The sequence below is a fragment of the Paenibacillus sp. Soil724D2 genome (assembly GCF_001427935.1).
Classification (GTDB): Bacteria; Bacillota; Bacilli; order Paenibacillales; family NBRC-103111; genus Paenibacillus_E.
This window is the reverse complement of record NZ_LMRY01000045.1, coordinates 264266-285840: the sequence shown is the minus strand read 5'-3', so window position 1 is coordinate 285840 and position 21575 is coordinate 264266. Positions and strand designations below refer to the sequence as shown.

The window sequence follows — 21575 nt, the reverse complement described above, 5'->3', positions numbered from 1 at the left end:
GATATCCATGAATGATTTTACAAACGATTTTGATATTGTGATTGTTGGGGCAGGAGTAGGTGGCATTTGTGCCGCTTTAGCTGCTTCAAGATTAAAAAGCAAGGTGCTGCTTATTGAAAAAATGAGTGAGATTGGCGGCACAGGCGTCCATGCGGCTATTGCTTTAGTATGCAAGTTTCGTGATCATGATGGGAGATGTGTGAACACGGGGATTCATAAGGAATTATTCCCGCAGGCCTATCAGAATACGGGATTGACCTTTGACGAGGAAACGGTATCCAGCTATGACGAACAGGAATTAAAAGAAACCTATCATCGATTAATTCAAAAAGAGAAAAATCTGACCGTATGGACGGACTGCGAGGTGGACGCTGTACAGGTGGAAGATGGGAATATTCGTTCAGTGACGATCACTGGATCTAAGCAAACGCGTGTATTTGGTCGCGTGTTCCTGGACGGGACGGCTGACGGGAATTTATCTGCATTGGCAGGAGCTGAGTTTCAAAAGGGGCGAGACAAAGATGGAAAGATGCAGATGGCGACGGTTACTTTCAAACTCACCGGATTCGATACCTCTTTATTTAAAGTGAAAGATGTCACAAGTTGGGGCTGCTTTTTTTGGCTGGAAGAGACGCTCAAGCCCTATTATGTTGCGATGAAACAGAGAAAGAACAGCACGAATATGCGTCAGGGCGTATTAGCATTCCCTTATCCAGATGGGAAAGCATTCCTATTTAATTCGACTGCGATAAGCGATGTTGATCCCACCATTCCAGGATCCGTTGAACGTGCGTTTGAAATCGGCAAAGTTCAAGTGTATGAATTAGTTGAAGCGATCAGGGAGCACCCAGCTTTTCGGGATGCGAAGATTGAGACTATTTTTACGAAGCTAGGGGTACGTGAAGGCCGCAGAGTTATCGGAGATTACATGTTAACCGGGGAAGACTGTCTGCAAGTACGCAAGTTTGATGATATGGTGGCTGCTTGTGCTTATGATGTGGATGTCCATGATCCAGATGGAAATAAAAATCACCAAGAGTATATGACTATTTTGCCAAGCCCAGGGTATTATCATATTCCTTATCGCAGTCTTATCGCTAAAGGATTTGGCAATCTGTTATTAAGCTCGCGCTGCATTAGCGGTACTTTTGAGGCCCACGCTTCTTACCGTGTCATGTCAGGAATTAGCGCTATCGGTGAGGCAGCAGGCACTGCCGCTGCACTAACTGTCAAATCTGGCTTCAGCGATGTTCGTATGGTTCCTGCCGAAGAGATACGTTATATTCTGCAAACCCGGGGCCAATTCGTAGAAGGTCCTGTTAAGGAAATACATGTTGTGTAGGTAAAACGTATTGCGTCAAGAATTGTAGGCGGCCAATTTCGCTACAAGGCAGTCAGACGAAGTGGTGAACAATTCAGATCCTGCTATTCGGAATATGCGCACTCTAGTGAGGCGAACGTTCCCGCTCGTTGCCTATCGGAAACAACTGCTTCTGAAGTGAAACGCTTGTTTGTCAAAATCTTTTAACTTATTATGTCGATTCAGAAAGGTTACCAAAACGAAAATGCGCTGGCAGTTGTGAGAGTCCATCTGATAAGCGGCGAGCCCAGCGGGATCGGACACTTTGAGGTAGCCAGCGTTCATTCGTTGCTGGTGATATTCTTTGCTAGTAAAATTTTATCCCGTTTCGGATCAAAAAGCCTGATTTTTAATCCAATGCAGATGAAAGCAAGCATCAGAAACAATACACCGCTCCATATAATCTGATGCGTTCCCATCTGGGATAGAAACCACCCCCCCGAGGTGGTACCTAATGAGACACCTAGATTTCCAAAAGATACAAACAAGCTATTTGCAAACTCAGGCGCTTCTGAGGCCTCAGAGGTTAGCCAAGTCTGGCTTATTATGAGACCGCTTGTGAAAACAGCTCCCCATACAATGATAATAACAATCATCGGAATCGTGTAGGTTCCCGCATAAAATATCAATAAATAGATCATTCCCAATACCAAAGGATAAAAAATGGTAGTTTTAACGATGCTTTTACTTAATAGCTTACCAGTTTGTAGATTGCCGTAAACACCACTTGCTCCAAATAGAATTAACATGACACTTATCGTTGTACCCTTCATGTTTGTCACTTTCCCTAGATATTCTGCAAAATAGCTGTATACGGCGAATAAAGCTGCCATAATCAAACATGCAGTTGCAATATTAAACCATAATTGGGGTTTTACTAAAACTTTCAATTGTTTCCCATAGGACATTTTTTCTTTTACTGGCATGGAGGGGATCCAACTTAAAATACTCATACATGTAATAGCATTGATAACTGCTGAGAATAGAAATGATGATTCAAGAGAAAATTGATTTCCAATAAATGAAGTGATCGGAATTCCTAAGACCATTCCTACAGTCACGCCAGTAAATACTTTGGCGACTGCTTTGGTACTTTGATCTTTTGGGACAGAACTCGCAGCCGCCGTAAAAGCGACCGAAAAATAAACGGGATGAAGAAAAGCAGGTAGAATTCGAAAAAGTAATAGAACCGTGTAGTTGGGGGCAAATGCTGAGCCAAGATTTGATATTGCAAAAATAGCAAGTACTCCAGCCAAGATATTTTTGCGATTTACCCCTGAGAATAATAAAGTCATAAATGGACCGAAAATGGCAATGACGAGAGCGAACAGACTTACAAGTAATCCTGCTTGCGAAACACTGATTCGGAAGTGCTGAGTAATCTGTGGTAAAGTACCCACAACGCCAAGTTCGGTATTAATTATTCCAAATATGCCGATGGCGATGATAGAGGAAATATATGACTTTTTCATAGAAATAGAATTCTCCTTAGTTTCAATGAATGAACAATAAAATGCATGTAAGGGATAAAATGTATTTCATGAATTGGCGACAAACAATACCCAATGATTGATGGGTATTAGGGTCAGACTCATTCTGTTATGTTAAGCATGTAATTTTTCTCCATCTCCTTATAAGTCACGATCTTATCTGCAAGCAAATTTAAATTTTGGTTAAGCTCAATCATATGTAGTTGAACTTCTTTGTAGTGCTCCTCGAGAAGAATTCTCCTTTCAGTTAAAGTTGAATCGCCTCGCCACCTTAGCTCGGCGATTTCGAGCATTTTGTTGATTGGCATTCCTGTGGCTTTCAGTCGATTCAAAAACTCAATCCAGATAATGTCTACTTTTGAGTAACAGCGGTAACCATTTTTATTGCGATGGATTGAGCTAAGAAGACCAATATTTTCGTAATAACGCAACGTGTGAACACTAAGACCTGTAATGTCAGCAACCTGTCGAATTGTTAATAACTTTTCCATAACAACAGTATATACTTTCGAGTTCACTCTAAAGCAAGTAATTTTAATTTTATGCATCCTAACGTATACGATCCGCGAGTAAGATTGTGGCGGAAAATGAAATGGGGCGTATCATCGGTGCTCAAAAACGTGGGTGCGGAAGCATCAAATTTAATTGCTGAGGTAGAGGGGAAAGAGATTAAAAATGTCCTTGAACAAATTAAAAGAGTCCGTATACAGTATTTTTCCATCTACTTATAATTTAAATCGTAAACGGTTTCAATCTATGCTAGAGATTGGGGGAACATCGGGAATATAGCATCGGTATCGAATGATTTTAAAACATTTATTTACATTTGAAGGGAGAAGTCACGCTATGAAACAATTGCTTGGTCGTTTATGTTCTTCAATTCTTGTGTTTTCTCTACTAGCAACTTATGGGTTCACCCTTATTTCGGGAAACCAAGTTGCTTATGCGGCAGCATTAACCATTGAGCAAAACACAATAGGGAACATTTTCTATGAAAATGACACCAAGAGCTTCCAAATCCATACAGATGGGGACTCGATTGATTGGGTTTATTCCGATTATTGGAATAACACCGTACAGTCCGGAAGCCAAGCCGTAAGTGACGGAACGACCCTGCTAACCGTTAATCCCGGTAAAAATGGATGGTTCAACTTAGTGATTACAGCCAAGCAGAACGGGAACGTTATTGCCTCCAAAGATACTTCGTTCGCGGTCGTCTCGAATTTCGATCTGAGCCAAGTGGCGGATTCGCATTTTTCCGTACAAACACATGCTGCACGAACCGACTTAATTGCTCAAGACTCCGCAGCCCTGATCCCGATTGCCAAAAAAATGGGGGTTAAGTATGTCAGGGATGCCTTGCGGTGGGGGGACATCGAGGATACGACGAAGGGGGTTTATAGCTTTAAATCCTTCCATGACGATTTCATGTCGCGTGTAGCGGGGAACGATCTCAAGCCCTATTTAACTCTGGCGTTATATAATAATTTATACGATGGGGGAAATGCACCGACAAGTTTGGAGGGAAGGACGGCATTTGCTGAATATGGCAAGCAAGTATTGAGCAGGTATCCCCAGATCGGTCAGGTGGAAATTTGGAACGAGCCGGACATTCCTTCGTTCGGGAAGGGACTTAGCACTGAGGCAGAGAAAGCGGATTTTTACTTCAATTTGTTAAAAACCTCCTACGAACAAATTCATCCCCTTTTTCCGAATGTGAAAATAACCGGATTTGTATTTGGCGAATTGGGTTCAGATGCATTTTTGGAAGCGCTTTACCAAAAGGGTGCGCTGAATTATATGGATGAGTATTCGTTTCATTCGTATACGAGGAATCCAGAGGATTTCGTTAAAGATATCAACAGGCACAAAAATATAATGAAAACCTATAACAATAATCAAACCATCCCTATCAATCTTTCGGAGACAGGATTTAGTAACTTCAATTTCGACGAGCATGTCCAAGCCAACTATGTGGCTCGAAGAATTGTCACTGCTTTGGCAAATGGTATCCAAAAAATCAATATCTATAATTTGCAAAATAAATCTACAGTTCCGAATGAATTTGAGGGAACGTTCGGTTTGATTCGGAATCCTGACGATGTCAAAGGGGCCTATGTTCCTAAGCCGGCCTATGCCGCTTATGCGACTATGACCCGTGAATTAACGGGAGCGGATTTCCAAACCACGGAGGATGTTGGACCTGGCGTTTATAGTCATAAGTTTCATACAGCAGCGGAGGATATTCGGGTCATGTACGCTCCTGCGGGAGCCGACCTCAAGCTGTATACTCACAGCAGCCTTCATGTCACGGACATCATGGGGAATACGGTGGCATATACGCCAACGAATGGTTATGTACGGCTGCGGCTGGATGAGAATCCGCTTTATGTAAAAGGTGAGTTGGAGGCTCCTTATATCGAAGAGATTCCGCCGACGATTACCAATCCGATCACTCTATATAGTGGTTACAGCATGGGAGGCTATGTGGAAGTCAATGGACCGCTTGGCACGGCTACTAATAAATGGGTAACCTCTACCGTGCTCAAAGGCTACAACGGCGGTATTTCGCGAGCGATTACGAACCCAACGGGCGCAACGGCCAAATGGACACCGAATGTGTCCGCGTCCGGACGCTATCGGGTTTCAGCGTATCTCCCTGGAACGCCCGCCACTCCGGTGAATACCACCAAGATGGCTGCTTATTCGATCTACATCAACGGAGTAAAACAGGAGACGAAAGTTGTTGATCAATTCTCTCTGCAGGGATCATGGCAGGTATTGGGTACCTATGAGTTTCCAAGGGGAACAAGCAGCTATATCCTGCTCGAAGACACAAGCCTAGCTCACGATCGACCTCTTAGGGCAGATGTCATCAAGCTAGAGGCTATACCGCCGACAGGAATTGCTCTGGATACCGACTCCTTGGATTTACGGGTTGGAGATAATTATTCCTTCACGGCTGTGTTTACGCCTGCTGAGGCCACTGACCAGTCGCTAATTTGGAGCAGTTCGAACAGTCAAGTCGTGACTGTCGATGCCGAGGGGCATGCGAATGCGACCGGGGTCGGGGAGGCAGTGATTCGAGCCACGAATCCGCTAACTTCCCTTTATGCCGAAGCGAAGATCCAGGTAACGATGCCCGTCATACAGCAGGTTACGATTTATAATAGTTATGGCACAAATGGGGGATACACGGAAGTCAACGGACCACTAGGAATCGCTACGAATAAGTGGGTGACTTCCACGGTTCTCCAAGGTTATAACGGCGGTATCTCGCGAGCGATTACGAACCCAACAGGCGCATCGGCCAAATGGACGCCGACAATCACCCAGCCCGGACGATATAGGGTATCGGTTTATTTGCCAGGAACGCCCGCGACTCCGGCGTATACGACCAAAGCTGCCGAATACTCGATTTATACGGATGGCGTAAAGAGCGATTCTAAGATCGTTGATCAATCTACATTACAAGGTTCATGGCAGGTATTGGGCATCTATGATTTGCCGCGAGGAAGTGCCAGCTACATCACGGTCGAGGATGCGAATCCAGCTCATGACAGACCGCTTCGTGCGGATGTGGTCAAGTTCGAGTTCATCCCCCCTACGGGCATCAGCTTGGATAGCCAAGCGCTTGATTTGCAAGTAGGAGATACGCATTTATTTACGGCGGGGATAACTCCGAACGATGCAACGGATCAAAATCTGCTTTGGAGCAGCACGAATAGCGACGTGGCAGCCATTGATGCCCAAGGACAGCTGCATGCTCTGGCTGTTGGCAGCGCAGTGATCCGTGTCACGAATCCATTGACGTCTCTTCATGCCGAGACTGAGGTGAAAGTAACGCCTAATGACAAGACAGCACCCGTAAGTGTTGCAACTGTAAGCCCGGCAGCACATAACGGCAGTTACGGATGGTATACGTCGGATGTTACGGTAAGCATGTCTGTATATGACAATTTATCCGGCGTGGCGAAAACAGAATACCAAGTGAATAATGGGGGTTGGATCACCTATACGGATTCCATTCCTGCCTTCGGTGAAGGGATATACAAGGTCGATTATCGCAGTACGGATCAAGCAGGCAATGTAGAGCAAATCCAAACTATCGAGTTTAAAATTGACAAGACGGCACCGTTACTAACTGTTCAATTAGATAAAACATCCATTTGGCCTGCGAATCATAAAATGGTCGTTATAAATGCTGCACTTCATTCGAGTGATGCTACATCAGGCGTTGAATCAGTGGTGTTAACCTCTATTACGAGCAATGAACCAGATAGTGGTCAAGGTGACATGGAGGCAAATATCGGTACAGCGGCCACTTCATTTCGGTTGCGTGCTGAAAGATTAGGGGATGGATCCGGACGTATCTATACCATTACCTATACGGTTACCGATAAAGCGGGCAACAAAACGGATACTTCGGTAACTGTCACAGTGCCTCACGATCAATCGACTTAGTAAGCCATAAAAACTCATCTAACTTTGCAAACGTTCAATTTGCTTTTCGATTTCTTGTAAGGCCATAAGGAATAAGGCTAATTGTCTTGCTTGTTTTACCTAATCCTTAGTAACCTTAACAAAGGACTTTCCTTGTACAGTGATGTACAGGAGGGTCTTTTTTTTATCATTTGTAATTGGATCATCGTATGAGGTACAAGTATAAAGTGAAATCGGTTAAGAAATAGATATTCTAGGCAACGTAATCGGCAAGGGCAGTCTGTATAATGAGTTCAAATGCAGTTCTAACATTTGGAGGTAATTATGAGAAATACCCAGACAGCAGCTACAGCTACTACCATTCATTCTAGAAAGCAACCGTTGAAACTAGACCGCCTTCCATTTTATGTCATGATTGTGCCTGGATTACTTTATTTCTTGATTTTTAAATATATCCCTATGCTGGGTCTCCTCATTTCGTTTCAGCGTTATGATCCGTTTGTTGGCATATGGAAAAGCAAATGGGTGGGGTTTGATAATTTTGGGCGATTATTTACAGAGCAAGATTTTCCGTTGCTGATCAAAAATACGTTTTACTTTGCAGGGATGGATATTTTCTTTTTCTTTCCTGCGCCGATTCTTCTGGCCCTTCTGCTGAATGAAGCGAGATTGAAAACAGTCAGAAACGTTGTGCAGACCATTATGTATGCCCCGCATTTCATATCATGGGTTGTTATTGTTTCTATAACGACGACATTGTTTTCCTCACAAGATGGCGTTATCAATCAGTGGCTGATGTCAGCAGGCTTCGGAAAGATCGAGCTGTTCACGAAGGCGGAGTGGCTTCGACCGATGTGGCTGCTGCAAAATATATGGCAAGGGATGGGCTGGGGGTCCATTTTATATTTGGCCACGATGGCCTCCATTGATCCTTCCTTATATGAAGCGGCAAAGGTAGACGGCGCGGGCCGTTTCCGTCAGATTTGGCATATCACCCTGCCGGGGATTCGATACGTCGTCATTGTACTTTTCATTTTGCGGCTGGGCAATTTCATGGACATTGGCTTTGAACATATTTTTCTGCTGCAGAATCCGCTTAATGTTCATGTCTCTGACGTATTTGATACTTACGTATATCGTACCGGTATTCTTCAACGCGATTATAGTTATTCGGCCGTGGTAGGAATGTTCAAATCCATTGTAGGACTTACGCTTGTACTTGGTGCCAATAAACTGGCACGCAAGCTGGGAGAGGAAGGGGTGTACTAGCGAATGAAAGCAGATCAGTCCCTGAAAGACAACGTGTTTAATACGTGTGTAATTCTTATTCTTCTGTGTTTGGCATTGATCGTTGTCGTGCCATTCTTGTTTACCTTTTTTAGTTCTTTTGCCACGAGTAAAGAATTGCTGCTTAAAGGTGTTGTGCTTTGGCCCAAAGAGTGGACATTGGAAGCGTATAGATTTCTTTTGGATAATGACCAATTCACGCGTGCATTTAAGAATGCCGTTTATCTGACCGTGGTAGGCACAACGATAAATATGACGCTGTCGATCCTGATGGCGTACGGCTTGTCCCAGCCGGGTGTCAAAGGCAGAACAACCATCAATTTCATGGTATTATTCACGATGCTATTCCATGGAGGCATGATCCCTACTTATTTGGTTGTGAATAAACTCGGATTGATCAATTCCTATTGGTCGATTTGGCTTGTCAATGCGATAGCTCCCTTCAACATGATTGTCATGCGCAGCTTCTTTCAGACGCTGCCAAACGAAATGAAAGAATCTGCCCGTATCGATGGTTGCGGTGAGTTTAAAATTCTTTGGCGGATTATATTGCCTATCTCGCTGCCGGTGTTGGTAACCTTTACGTTATTCTATACCGTGGCCAACTGGAATACCTACTTCCAAGCGGTATTGTATCTAAACAATGCGAATTCGTATCCGCTGCAGGTTTTCCTTCGTCAGGTACTCATTGTAAATACTTCTGAACTGGGACTCGCTGTTACGGAAAATGGATATGCGTATACACCTGCTGTCCGGCATGCCGCAATCCTGCTGGCAGCTATGCCGCTGATTCTGGTATACCCTTTTATGCAAAAATATTTCAGCAAGGGAATGATGATGGGTTCTGTCAAAGGATAGTTATTGAAACAATATCCACTATTAAAGCGCGCCCTTATATAGTATGTTTGAACTAAAACAGTCTTCGACAGACCGTGAGATATAGGGGGATACAGATGTATCATGTGCTAGTAGTAGAAGACGAGCTGCTCATTAGGGATGCTATTGTAGAAATGGTTCAGCAAATGGATGGCTTTAAAGTGACTGGAGAAGCTTCCAGCTGCGAGGAAGGCTGGCGTCTCATCCAAGAGCTGTGGCCGACTGTGGTCATCACGGATATTCAAATGCCGGATAAGGATGGACTCGAGCTTACCCAGCGCATCCGAAATCAACGTTTACCGGTTGTCTCTATTATCATTAGCGGCCATGACAGCTTTCCTTATGCTCAAAATGCCATCCGATTGCATGTCTCTGAATATTTGCTTAAACCGATCTCGGAAAAGGAGCTTCACTCTGCGCTTTCCCGCTCTGTCAGCAGGTTAGAAACATTTGCAGAGCCCAATCAAATTTTGCTGGACATGCAGTTTTTTGTGGATAGTTTGCATCAATTCGAACCGATTCAGCTGTTTGAGCGAACTGATCATCTGCTGGGTGTCATCTTGGGTCAACGTTCATTAGAGAAGGGCGCTAAGATGAGTTATTTACGTATCTTTTTAGGTAAACTCGTGGAAGTTGTGAAGGTCATTTATCCTGCATTTGAGGAGGCTTCCGTTCCTGAGGATTTGAATGAGCATCAAGTCCGCCATGTCTTTCATGACCTTTTGCACGAGTGGATACGCCGCTATCCGCAGTTTGCCAATAATAACATGCGACTCGTTATTAAACGAGCTTGCGAGTACATTATGACCCACATGCAAGAAGAATTAACACTAAAGCAGATGGCTGATTATTCCAATTTGAGTACGTCTTATTTTGGTGTGTTGTTTAAACAGTATACGGGGAAAAGCTTTGTGAACTATGTAAACCAGATACGCATTGAAAAAGCCTTAGAATACCTTCGAAACTCAGACAAAAAAATATATGAGATTGCGGAAGAGGTTGGTTTTGCTTCATTGCCCTATTTCAACCGTGTGTTCAAGCATGTATCGTCCGTGACCCCAAATGAATATCGAAAGGGTCTGGGCTTATGAAGCGGGAAATTTGGTTTAGCCGATATTCGATCAAGGTAAAGTTGATTCTGATCCTACTGACGGTAACGCTTTCATCCATCTTGCTAACAGGGACCCTCTCCCAATATTTCTATATGAAAGCGGCGCGAAATGACTTTTTTCAGTTTGCAGATGATGCCTCTTATCGTCTCAATCATCAAATAGATCTCTATATTCAACAAATGAAAATTTCTGTTTCTTCACTAGTTGCGGGTCCTTTGCCAAAGCGAAACGATTTTACCCAATTGACTGGTAATTTCGGTATTATTCAGAATTGGCTGGCGAGTGAAGAACCGAGTACTCCTACTCAGCTGGCCGAATTGGAGGATGTGCTGAATAATTATGTCGCCCTCAATTACAGTGAGGTTGACAGTATGTTTCTGATGTCCTTGAGTGGACGTGTCGTCTCGAATATTCAGCACTTTGATCAAATATCTAAAACCTATCTGAATGAACCATGGTTTGCAATGGAGATGAGTTCTACCTTAAAGGTGCTGCCGACACACAGATCTCAAGTAACAGGTAAAAATGTCATCTCCTTGCTCGTGCCAATTTTCTCACTCGATACGATGAAATTGGCTGGAAGGCTAGTCATTAACTTGCGAATAAGCGATCTTGAAAAGACGATTGTACGGTCTTCTCTCGCTAAGAAAGGATATTTCTTTATCGTATCCAAAGAGGGCACGGTTGTGTATCATCCTGATTCGGAGTTGATTGGTAAACCCATTCAGGAAACAAAGTTATCCGAATTAAAGTTTAATGAGACTTCTTCTGTTCAGGATATTCAGGGTACGGAAATGCTGGTTGCTTACAACGAATCGGAGTTAGCCAAGTGGAAGTTGGTTGCGATGGTTCCGTTTGAAGAGATGGCAAGCGGTGTCAAAGTGGCACGTAACGCGATGATTGCAGCCATGCTAATTCTCGCCGCTGTCGTCCTTGTTCTCGTACCGATTGTTGCGCAGTGGTTCATTCGCCCTCTCCGGCGTTTAAAGCAATTAATGGAACATGTTGAAAAAGGGAATTTGGATGTTCGAGCGCAGGTCATTCCAGGCAAGGATGAAATTCAGCTGCTGAGCCGCAGCTATAACCGGATGACGGATCAACTTCATCAGCTCATTGAGACTATCAGCTCTATGAAAGTAAATGAGATGCACATTTTGCTAAGACAGAAAGAAGCCATGATCCAAGCACTGCAAAACCAGATTAACCCGCATCTCCTGTATAACACTTTAGAAATCATTAACAGTCTGGCCTATATAGAAAAAAATGAACGCATTCAAGTGATTGCCAAAAACCTGGGAGACTATTACCGGTACACGGCCTCTATCATAGAGCCTGTTGTTACATTAAGAGAAGAACTTAATCAATTGGAAAAATATTTGGAAATTATTAAGATTCGATTTCCAAAGCATTTTCAAAGCCGCTTTTATGTCAATGAAAAGTATTTGGATGTGCTAATTGTGAAATGTTCACTACAGCCAATACTAGAAAATGCCATTAAATATGCGGTTGAACCGAAGAGCGGACGTGGAACAGTCATTGTCAGTGCTTACAATGAAGCACAGGACTTAATTATTGAAATTGCTGACAATGGCAATGGCATTGCAGTAAGCAAGTTGGCAGAATTACAGGAACGGTTGGATTGGATCCTTACCCAGGCTAACGAAACGCTAATGAAAAGTGAGTCGCTAGGGATTGTCAATGTGCATGCACGTTTAGTGCTGCAATACGGTCCCTCCTATGGTTTGACGATCACGTCATTTGAGAATAGAGGGACAGTTGTCTCCATAAGAGTACCTTTACTTAAGAAAGAGTGAAGAAGGAGGGGAAATGATGACTGAAGCGCGATTAATCGTTGGTAATGACATTTCAGGTCACACCATAAATCCCTTTATATTTGGGAATTTTATCGAGGATATTGATGATCATATGCCAGCGATGCTGGCTTATCCACTCAGGAATATGGATTTCGAAGAGGAAGACCATAATCTGGATGGTGTTTCGGGTTCCTGGTATCCGCTTAATTTCGGAAAGCACACCCAATTTGCGATAGAACCAGCTGCAAGAGGGCATGCGGGACATAGTCAAAAAATTAGATTGTTTAACAAGGATAGGTGCATGTCAGGGATCGCGCAGTGTATTCACATTGAAGATGGTGTACCTCATACCCTGCGCATGTATATGCGGGCTACGCGTGAAATCCACAGGGTTCTGGTAAAACTGCTTGATCGGAGCAACGGGGAGGTTCTTGGCTCGACAGAGCTCGAAGTTACGGAACATCGTTGGAAAGAAGTTGCGGGTAACCTGGAGATTTCTCGTTCCTGTGCTGCTGTCGAAATGCAGGTGTGGGCGATACCGCTGCCTCCAGCGGAATGGGAGGACTCGGTTTCAACAGGGATGATTTGGTTCGATCATATTTCTATACTCCCTGATCAACAGACGGGGTTATTGAAGAAAGACGTATTTCAAATGGCTAAGGCATTGAATTGCGGTATCATGCGACTGGGTGGCAACTACATCAGTTTGTACCATTGGGAGGACTTCGTCGGTTCGACGTATCACAGACCCAATTACATCAATGAGGCATGGGAGCAGGCTGGGCAGGTGCATAAATATTTTGGTACCGACGAATTCGTCTCTTTGTGCCGACAGCTTGGTGTGGAGCCCCAAATCTGTGTGAATATGGGTACGGGAACAGCGGAGGAAGCTGCTCAGTGGGTGGAATATTGCAATGGGGACGTCTTAACACCGATGGGGGCCATGCGAGCAAGCAATGGACATCCAGAGCCATACGGAGTCAAGTATTGGGAAATTGGCAATGAAATGTACGGTCCATGGCAGGCAGGCGTGTGTTCTGCTGAACATTATGCGGACAATTATTTATCATTTGCAAAAGCAATGAAAGAAAAGGATTCATCCATTCGATTATTAGGTTGTGGAACGGCCAGAGATTCGCTTGCCCCGGGATGGAATCGAAAAGTGCTGGAATTAGCCGGTTCAGCCATGGATTACCTGACACTTCATCTGTATCAAGGACAAAATTTCTTTCCTATGGATGCCGGGACCCCAGGTGAAGTCCGTTTCAAAGCGATAACGGCCTTTCCTGAAGTAGCAAGGTCTTTATTTGGTGAATTGGAGTCGATTATTCAAGGCAGTGAAGATCTAAAGCATTTGAAAATTGCGGTTACAGAATGGAATACCATGTATTTCCCCAATCCTGATTTGCCGAACAATCATACATTAGAAGCTGCGGTTGCCAATGCCTGCATGCTTAACGAAATGATTCGACAGAGTCATCTGGTCCATATCGCCAACTTCTCTGATTTAGTGAATGGTTGGGTGGGCGGCTGTATCCGAGTCGGAGATCATTATGAGCGCATGAAGAAGCCAGGCTGGAGTGGACGTCAGGACACCATATTCGGAACGGCGACCTATCACCTTTTACGTCTGTATGCGAATCGTCAATTGCATCGAGTTGTGGAAACCCAGGTACTTTGCCATACGTTTGATGCCGGGGTATCAAAGCTTGATCTTCCTTTGGATAAACTGCCTAATTTGGATGTTGTGACGTGTATTTCCGAGCAGAACGATATCTTGACGATGTTTATCGTGAATCGGAGTTTGGAGAATGTCCCATTGACCTGTGATTTGACTGCTTGGAGACCGATGGGTGATGCCCTGCTTTATGCGATTACAGGAGAACACTATGAGGCTTATAACACCGTATTTGAACCGAATAAAATTAAAGAAGAGGTTCTGAACATCCAGACGGTGGGGGAGAAATGGAGCTATGAATTGCAACCTCATGCCGTCTATGCTCTCGAAGTCCAGTTGACAACTATCTAATGATATCGGATAACATTTCGAGTTTCTGTGTAACGAAAAAAAACGGAATTACATGCATACTAAATAAGCAGGACAACAGGATTAACATGATTTGAGAAATGGAGACAAAAGGAGGATTAGCCTTGGGACTTAACATACGCCTTCACACAGCACCTGAGAAAGCGAGCCATTGGCAAATAGATAAGCGGATATTTGGGAAATTTTTTGAAATGAATGGGAAGGATACCTATCCAGGTATTATTGATGATTGTATCGCCAATGGCTCCTTTGAGATTTGGTTTTCGAAAAGAAAAAAGGATGGCACGAATTTACCGTGGACGATGCGGACAGAAATCATGTACAGGGACACCCCACATACATCGGGATTGGCTTATCCCTGGGAGCCTGTCGGCGATCAGGAGGGTGCATTTGAACAGCTGCAAGGCGGGGTTCACGGAAAACCAGCGTGGAAGAGCTACCAGCGAATGAAGCTTACGGACGGCGTGAGAAGAAGAGGGATTGTGCAGCGAATTACACTGGCTGATGAACGAACTTTAGAATATCGCCTGCAGTTCTATGCACGAGCATCGGGTTCTTTTACCCGCCTGCATACGGCGCTTGAGGATAAAGCGGGTGTGAGGCTAAGTGAAAGCAGTGTGGAGTTAACTGAAAATTGGAAGCGTTACGATCTGCTGCTCACCCTGGATCGAGCCAGTGAATTCCGTTATTCAGATTCTCCCTTTGGTGAATACAGATTAAGCTTGATAGCCGATGCAGATGGGGAAAGTACGGTTGATCTCGATTGGGTGATGTTGACTTCCGGAGATGCGGTAGAAGGTTTGTTTAACCCCACGACCATAGAGCTGCTGAAGATGTACAATGTCACCTCTATACGCTGGGGCGGTAATTATGCCAATGAATATAATTGGAAAGATGGGATCGGCCCTTGGCTGCAACGACCCGTTCGAGATAATCAAAATTGGGGTGGTCTGGAGCCCAACTATTTTGGTACCAACGAATTCCTTAGATTCTGTCAATTAATCGAAGCGGAGCCATTCTTAAATGTCGGTTTCAGCTATGACTTGCCTCCTGAACTTGCAGCAGAGTGGGTTGAATATGTGAATGGAGATATCACCACTCCCATGGGGCGTTTGCGCGCTGAACATGGTTATCCGGAACCGTGGGGAGTTAAGCTTTGGCAGGTTGGCAATGAGAGCTATGGGGATTATCAATTCGGTTATACGAACTCAATCGATTTTTCCAAGCGAATTCAAACGTACTATACCATGATGAAAAAGATAGATCCTTCCATTTCCATTATTATGGCTGGAGAGGACCCGAGTTATGTGGATTACTCTGAAATTCCAGGCCAGCCGCCTATATGGAACAAACGAATGTTCGAGATTGCAGGCCCTGCATATATCGACGGGCTCGATATCCACCAGTACACAAGAGGAATACGGGATGAAGGCTTGCGAAAGGAATGGTTAGCAAGCAATGCTGCTGATCCATCTTTCTATAATCAAGTTCTGGTTTCCTATCCAACCCAATACGAAGCTAATATTCAAGAACTGAAGGAACTGGCTAAAGGATACGGGTTCGAGCCTCTGGCGCTGGAAATAGGGGAATGGAATCTGGAACCGGAAACGGATATGAATTGGCCAAAAGCGGAGTTTGAAACGATGGCTCACGCGTGTTATGTTTCCTCCATGTTTAATACCTTTATTCGACAAGGTGATTCTGTCAAATACGCCTACCAAAGAGACAATACCCTATATTATCGGGCTTACCCCGTGGATATGAGGCCTGTGAATCCAGGAAATGATACGTCACGGTTTTATGCGGAACCTTTCTTGCGCACCGATACGAACTGGCGGCGATTGGAGATTGAAACAGAAGGCTCGTCGTTTACGATGCCGCAGACCTGGGTTCGAATCCGACCTATGGAACAAGTTCCGCATGTTGATGCCGCCGCAGTTATTTCAGATCGGAATGATGAAATCATCCTGTTTCTTGTGAATCGAGATCTGAGTTTTGCCCATACCGTTCATTTAGAAGGAGAATGTTTAACAGGGGAAATGAAATCATCGGTCCTGCTTCAGTACGGTGATTCACCTTTTCTAAGACATACCGATTGGTATGTAAAGAGCGGCTATCATATCATCGAATCACAGCTAGCTGTAGCCTCTGATGGACGAGCAGAAATAAGTATGCCTGCAGGTTCGGTTGCGAGGGTCTCATTGAAATTTATTAACGTTTAAAGAGGGGGAGCTTCTATGAAAAAAAAGTGCTTGTTAAGTTTAGCTCTGCTGCTTTCTGTAAGCAGTTTATCCGCATGCTCCACGAATGGAAGCCAGAAATCAGAAGCGGGAGGTACTTCAACGCCTTCTGCGGCAAGCCTTGACGACGGGAAGGAGCTCATGAATATCTCATTGATGGTGCCGCAATATGCTGAAATCGGACCTTCGAATGATTCTGCTCTCATTAAGAAGTTGAATGAAAAGTTAAACATCAAGCTTGATATTCAGTGGATTCCCGGCGCAAGCTACAACGACAAAATAAGTGTTCTTGCTGCTTCAAACAGCCTTCCCGATGTATATCGTATTGCTCCCGAAGATTATATGCAGTGGCGTGACAGAGGCGTGTTTCTGGATGTAAAACCTTATCTGGGTGCGTACCCTAATTTGACCAAGCAGCTTCCTGAAGCAGCATGGATGGAATTAAATGCCAAGGGTTCCTATTATGGCATTCCGTATTATGGCATTCCGCATCTCTTCTCCATGTCCATCCGGAAGGATTGGCTAGATAAATTGAATCTGAAAGTGCCTGAGACGATCGATGAATTTTATAACGTGGCTAAAGCTTTTGTAACGCAAGATCCAGATGGGAATGGCAAGGCGGATACGACTGGCTTCTCTATCCTGGCCCTTGCCAACGGCACATTCGGCAATGCAGCCTATTTGCAGGGAGCGTTCGGATTAGGGAATGAATGGGCTTTGAAAGATGGTAAGCTTGTGGCGATGCAAGCGCAAAGAGAGGAACTGAAGGGTTTCATTGGGTTCCTGAGAAAGGCATTTGCAGAGGGTGTAATGGATAAGAACTTCTTAGTTATGAAGCCTGCGGACGCGAGAAATAAGCTATGGAACGGACAATCGGGGATTCAGCTTGTAAATCCGAATGAAGCCATTCGTTTGGATATTCCAAACATCAAGAAGAATGCACCTCAAGCGGAGCTTATTCAACTTCTGCCACCTGCTGGGCCTACGGGAATCAGAGCGACACAAACGGAGGGCAGTGGTCAGGTGAAGGTCGTCATTAATAAGAATACAGATCCCAAGAAACAGCAGCGTATTCTCAAACTCCTTGATTACATGCTTTCAGATGAAGGATATGATCTCATTAAAGAAGGCGTAGAAGGTGTCGATTATAAGAAGAAGGACGATGGCAGCTTTGAGAAGCTTCAGACGAAAGAAACCGGAAATCTATTCTCTATTAACTTTTTCCGTCGTGCCGATAAAGCGATCCAGCTCCACAAATATAACGATCAGGGTTATGTCAAGCAGGTTGAACAATGGCTGAACAACAATGATAAATATGATTGGCCGAATGTTGGATTAGGTTTGGCTGCAGAGACAGAAGCCAACAAGAAGGTAAATATAACAACGTTAAATACGAAGTGGATGTCTTCCATGGCGCGTGTTATTGCCAATGATGCACCGATGGAAGAAATAGACAAAGCAGTGGACGAATGGTTGAAAAATGGCGGCGAGCAACTAACCAAAGAGGTGAATGAAATCTACAAACAGCGTAAATAAAAAATGCTATCCACATACAATCGTTTAAATGAAAGAGGAGTAAGGAACTGTCAGCGCCAATAATCATGTCGAAGGGAAAGGCGGACTCAAATGAATCAGAACCAAAAACCGAATGTCATTGTGATTCTGGCGGATGATATGGGATACTCGGATATCGGATGCTATGGAGGTCATATCGACACTCCACATCTCGACAGGCTGGCCAGTAACGGGATTCGATTTACCGAATTTTCGAATACGGCTCGATGCTCGCCGTCCAGAGCGTCACTCTTAACCGGGCTGCATCCGCATCAAGCAGGGATGGCGCACCTTCAAGGCAAGTACGGTCCATACACCGAGCGACTGAGCGATCACTGCGTAACGATTGCGGAGGTGCTTAAGGGCAGCGGTTACGGAACCTATCATTCCGGTAAATGGCATGCGGGCGTCGTGCCTGCCCACCAAAGAGGCTTTGATCAATCGATCGTGTATACCCCGGAATATTTTAACCCTGAGAAGGTTGCTTTAAACGGGCAGAAACTGGATCCCGACAGCTTCGACGACGATTTTTTTTCGACGGATCATATGACGGATCAAGCTGTTGGGTTTCTTAGCAAGCATCGCGAGCAAATGCCGAATCAGCCTTACTTTTTGTACTTGGCTTTCAATGCTCCCCATTTTCCTTTACAGGCGAAGGAGAAAGATATTCAAAAATACAAGGGCCGATTTGATCAAGGTTGGGATGTGTTAAGGGACGAAAAATTCGGGCGCATGCAGGATATGAATATAATTGATGCATCCTGGGAGTTGTCGCCGCAAGCGGCCTCCGCTGCTTCGCCTTGGGCGGAAGAGCCTCATAAAGCGTGGAGGCTTCGCGCATTTGAGGTATACGCTGCAATGGTGGATTGTATGGATCAAAACATCGGCCGCTTGCTTCAATCTCTCGAAGAAGTCGATGAGCTGGACAATACACTCATCATGTTCTTGTCCGATAATGGGGGGAGCGGAGAGTTTCCAGAAATTCAAAATCCTGATTTTCTTCCAGGCGGGCCAGACTACCTCACCGGAAACGGCCATTATGGCTATGGCTGGGCCAATCTATCCAACACACCGTTTCGAATGTATAAGCATTATATCCACGAGGGCGGAATTGCTTCACCTTTTATCGTTCATTGGCCTGCCGGTTTGGAGGACAAGGGTGATCTTCGAAGATCTCCAGCACAGCTTACCGATATCATGGCTACGATTGTAGAAGTAACCTGTTCCGTCTATCCAAAGGCGTATAATGGAAATCAAATTATACCGATGGAAGGGACAAGTATGGTTTCCATATGGAAGAACGATACGTCAATGAAGGAGTATTTGTTCTGGGAACATGAGGGTAATTGCGGAGTAAGGCATAAGAACTGGAAGCTGGTCAGGTTCTATGCCCAGCCTTGGGAGCTGTATGATATGGTGAGCGACGGAACGGAAGTAAATGACTTGGCCGAACAGTATCCGGAAGTCGTACGGCGGTTGGAGGAAGAATACGTACGATGGACGCAAAGAGCGAACGTGCTGACCAGGGAACAATACTTAAAGTTTGATAAAAATGCGGGAAAAAAAGAACAGGTAGTAGATATCCGAAAATTAAAGGAATCTTACCCCAAGAAATAACGGCTGTCGAGCCTTGAAGAAGAACTTTCAGCGGCCAGCGCTTAGCGGTTCACCCCCAGCCGGGTAATGAGCCGCCAAGCGTTGGCCGTCTGCGATTTTGCCGTAAGGGACGTAATTTGTCGGATGGTGCTGCTGCATAGTTACAGGGCTGGAGCAAAGTCCACAGTAGGAGAGGAGCAGTATATTACAAGCAGCCGTTAATCCGATGATAGAAGCCATCATTGCAATAGCCTGTTCTGGCGCCGGACAGGCTATTCCCTGTTCCGCAGTCATCGCGGCGTGGCGGATGTTGTGCATTGCCCGGCGCAATATAATTCGCCTTCCGTTACCCTGTATCTATGCACATATTGAGGCCAATCCATCCCAGCCAAACCGGAGGAATCGTTATGCATCCTGTCAAACGATGGGTCGAATGGCTCCCATCCCGTTCCATTCAAGGTAAATTATTTGCAGCTTTCCTCCGACATGGAATCGGCTTCCGCCGATCCGTTGGATCCGGCTTCATTCGATGAGCTCAAGGCTCAGCGCATCGGCGAGAAGGAGTCCAAGGAAATCGAAATCGAAGGACGGCATTATTTGCTGGTCAAGTTTCAATCGGCATTCACCGGTTGGACAATGCTAGAACTGATCCCGATGGACTCGCTTCTGAGCGAGTCGGTTCGTCTTCGTGAGCATTTGCACCGCATGCGAGCCTATTATTATGCCAATATCACGATGATTAACGAGAAGATTGGTGGAATTATAAGCGCATTGGGCGAAAAAGGGTACTTGGACAATACAGTCATTATTTTCACCTAGGATCATGGGGAAATGCTGGGGGATAAAAATCATATTTAAAAATGGACTATGTATGACGCCGTAACCCGTGTCCCCATTGGTTGTGTGGGCACCTAGTCGATTCAAGAGAGGCCGCCGCATGGATCCTTTGTCAGCATTTCGATATCGCACCTGTCATTATGGAGCTTGCAGGCTTGGACGTCCCGGCATCATGGGAAACAAAAAGCGTAATGCCGGCTCTACGGAATGAGGATGAGCATTCTTCGTGAAATCGGTTAACTAATCAAGGTTCTGTGCAACTAAATTATGGTTTGCTTTTATTATAATAAGATCATGCTCAGTATAATTACACGGCTGAGCTTATGAAATGCAAGGAATAACCGATAGGGAGGGGAGGCTTCTTCATAATGCAGAGTTTGGTTCAAAGAGGCGGACAACCGTAAGGTTCCAACAGGAATGGGTCATGGCTAGCGAATGGCAGGTTGATAAGGGGATAATCGGCAAGTTTTTCGAAATTGGCAATGAATGGGCATTGAAGGATGGCAAGCTAGTAGCGGTACAGGTGAAAACACAGGATCAGAAGGCTTTCATTGATTTACTGAAAGCGTTTGCATAAGACATTCTAGACAAAGATTTTCTGTTCATGAAGTCGACGGACGCGGAAACAAACTTTGGAAAGGCCAACTCGGCATAGAGATCGTGAATCCGACCGAAGTGCTGGGCTTGACTTGCCGAATACACAGAAGAACGCTCCGGGTGCTTCTATTGTTCAGCTTGAATCCAAATGGATGTCCATAATGGCCAGAGTCATTACCGGTGAAGCACCGCTGGATACGATTGATGCGGTTGTTGAGGATTGGAAGAAGAATGGCGACGATGAGCTGTCCAAGGAGGTGAACCAGCTGTATCAGCAGTGGAATGAAGTGAGGCTTTGGTCATAAGTTAATGAATTCACGAG

16 protein-coding genes are annotated in these 21575 nt (G+C 44.8%); 13 read left to right on the top strand and 3 right to left on the bottom strand.

Going from position 1 to position 21575, the window contains the following annotated elements:
* Positions 1–7: 7 nt before the first annotated feature.
* A complete protein-coding gene (locus tag ASG85_RS28050) occupies positions 8–1342 on the top strand; it encodes an FAD-dependent oxidoreductase (protein WP_057305854.1) in 1335 nt (444 codons plus the stop codon).
* Between the two features lie 299 nt (positions 1343–1641).
* Here the strand turns inward: ASG85_RS28050 and ASG85_RS28045 are convergent, their stop codons facing one another.
* Both ASG85_RS28045 and ASG85_RS28040 read right to left on the bottom strand, forming a co-directional pair.
* The gene (locus tag ASG85_RS28045; RefSeq protein WP_057305853.1) at positions 1642–2832 is read right to left on the bottom strand and encodes an MFS transporter; all 1191 of its coding nucleotides are present in this window, start codon (positions 2830–2832) and stop codon (positions 1642–1644) included.
* Between the two features lie 119 nt (positions 2833–2951).
* Entirely contained in the window at positions 2952–3341 is a 390-nt protein-coding gene (locus tag ASG85_RS28040) for a MerR family transcriptional regulator (protein WP_057306308.1), read from the bottom strand.
* Between the two features lie 355 nt (positions 3342–3696).
* Between ASG85_RS28040 and ASG85_RS28035 the strand changes: the two genes are divergently transcribed.
* The 9 genes from ASG85_RS28035 (at position 3697) to ASG85_RS27995 (ending at position 19840) form a co-directional block, all read left to right on the top strand.
* Positions 3697–7314, top strand: coding sequence for an OmpL47-type beta-barrel domain-containing protein (locus ASG85_RS28035; RefSeq protein ID WP_060648428.1), 3618 nt, complete (start codon positions 3697–3699; stop codon positions 7312–7314).
* A 303-nt stretch (positions 7315–7617) separates the two neighbouring features.
* A complete protein-coding gene (locus ASG85_RS28030) occupies positions 7618–8562 on the top strand; it encodes an ABC transporter permease (RefSeq protein ID WP_060648427.1) in 945 nt (314 codons plus the stop codon).
* 3 nt (positions 8563–8565) lie between these two features.
* On the top strand, positions 8566–9438 hold the full coding sequence (locus ASG85_RS28025; RefSeq protein WP_057305850.1) for a carbohydrate ABC transporter permease: 873 nt from the start codon (positions 8566–8568) through the stop codon (positions 9436–9438).
* Positions 9439–9533: 95 nt separating this feature from the next.
* Positions 9534–10547: a response regulator gene (locus ASG85_RS28020; RefSeq protein ID WP_057305849.1), complete on the top strand. Its 1014-nt coding sequence runs from the start codon at positions 9534–9536 to the stop codon at positions 10545–10547.
* Positions 10544–12382 carry a sensor histidine kinase gene (locus ASG85_RS28015; RefSeq protein ID WP_057305848.1) on the top strand — a complete coding sequence of 613 codons (1839 nt, stop codon included), beginning with the start codon at positions 10544–10546 and terminating at the stop codon, positions 12380–12382. Before ASG85_RS28020 ends, ASG85_RS28015 begins: the two co-directional genes overlap by 4 nt.
* 13 nt (positions 12383–12395) lie before the next feature.
* Positions 12396–14411 (top strand): alpha-L-arabinofuranosidase C-terminal domain-containing protein, encoded by a 2016-nt coding sequence (locus ASG85_RS28010; RefSeq protein WP_063860402.1) that lies wholly within the window; start codon positions 12396–12398, stop codon positions 14409–14411.
* A gap of 122 nt (positions 14412–14533) precedes the next feature.
* Positions 14534–16651 (top strand): hypothetical protein, encoded by a 2118-nt coding sequence (locus tag ASG85_RS28005; RefSeq protein ID WP_057305846.1) that lies wholly within the window; start codon positions 14534–14536, stop codon positions 16649–16651.
* 15 nt (positions 16652–16666) lie between these two features.
* Positions 16667–18205, top strand: a complete 1539-nt coding sequence (locus ASG85_RS28000; protein WP_057305845.1) for an extracellular solute-binding protein — start codon at positions 16667–16669, stop codon at positions 18203–18205.
* 90 nt (positions 18206–18295) lie between these two features.
* Positions 18296–19840, top strand: a complete 1545-nt coding sequence (locus ASG85_RS27995) for an arylsulfatase (protein ID WP_060648425.1) — start codon at positions 18296–18298, stop codon at positions 19838–19840.
* A gap of 27 nt (positions 19841–19867) precedes the next feature.
* Here ASG85_RS27995 and ASG85_RS27990 read toward each other — a convergent pair whose 3' ends face one another.
* Positions 19868–20149, bottom strand: a complete 282-nt coding sequence (locus ASG85_RS27990; protein WP_060648424.1) for a hypothetical protein — start codon at positions 20147–20149, stop codon at positions 19868–19870.
* A 156-nt stretch (positions 20150–20305) separates the two neighbouring features.
* On the opposite strand from ASG85_RS27990, the gene ASG85_RS27985 reads away from it, so the two are divergent.
* From ASG85_RS27985 to ASG85_RS27975, 3 genes are all read left to right on the top strand, one after another.
* Complete coding sequence (locus tag ASG85_RS27985; protein WP_156396870.1) at positions 20306–20638, top strand: hypothetical protein; 333 nt, start codon at positions 20306–20308, stop codon at positions 20636–20638.
* A 442-nt stretch (positions 20639–21080) separates the two neighbouring features.
* Complete coding sequence (locus ASG85_RS38260; RefSeq protein WP_156396868.1) at positions 21081–21233, top strand: hypothetical protein; 153 nt, start codon at positions 21081–21083, stop codon at positions 21231–21233.
* Positions 21234–21288: 55 nt separating this feature from the next.
* The gene (locus tag ASG85_RS27975) at positions 21289–21558 is read left to right on the top strand and encodes a hypothetical protein (protein ID WP_060648421.1); all 270 of its coding nucleotides are present in this window, start codon (positions 21289–21291) and stop codon (positions 21556–21558) included.
* Positions 21559–21575 lie beyond the last annotated feature (17 nt).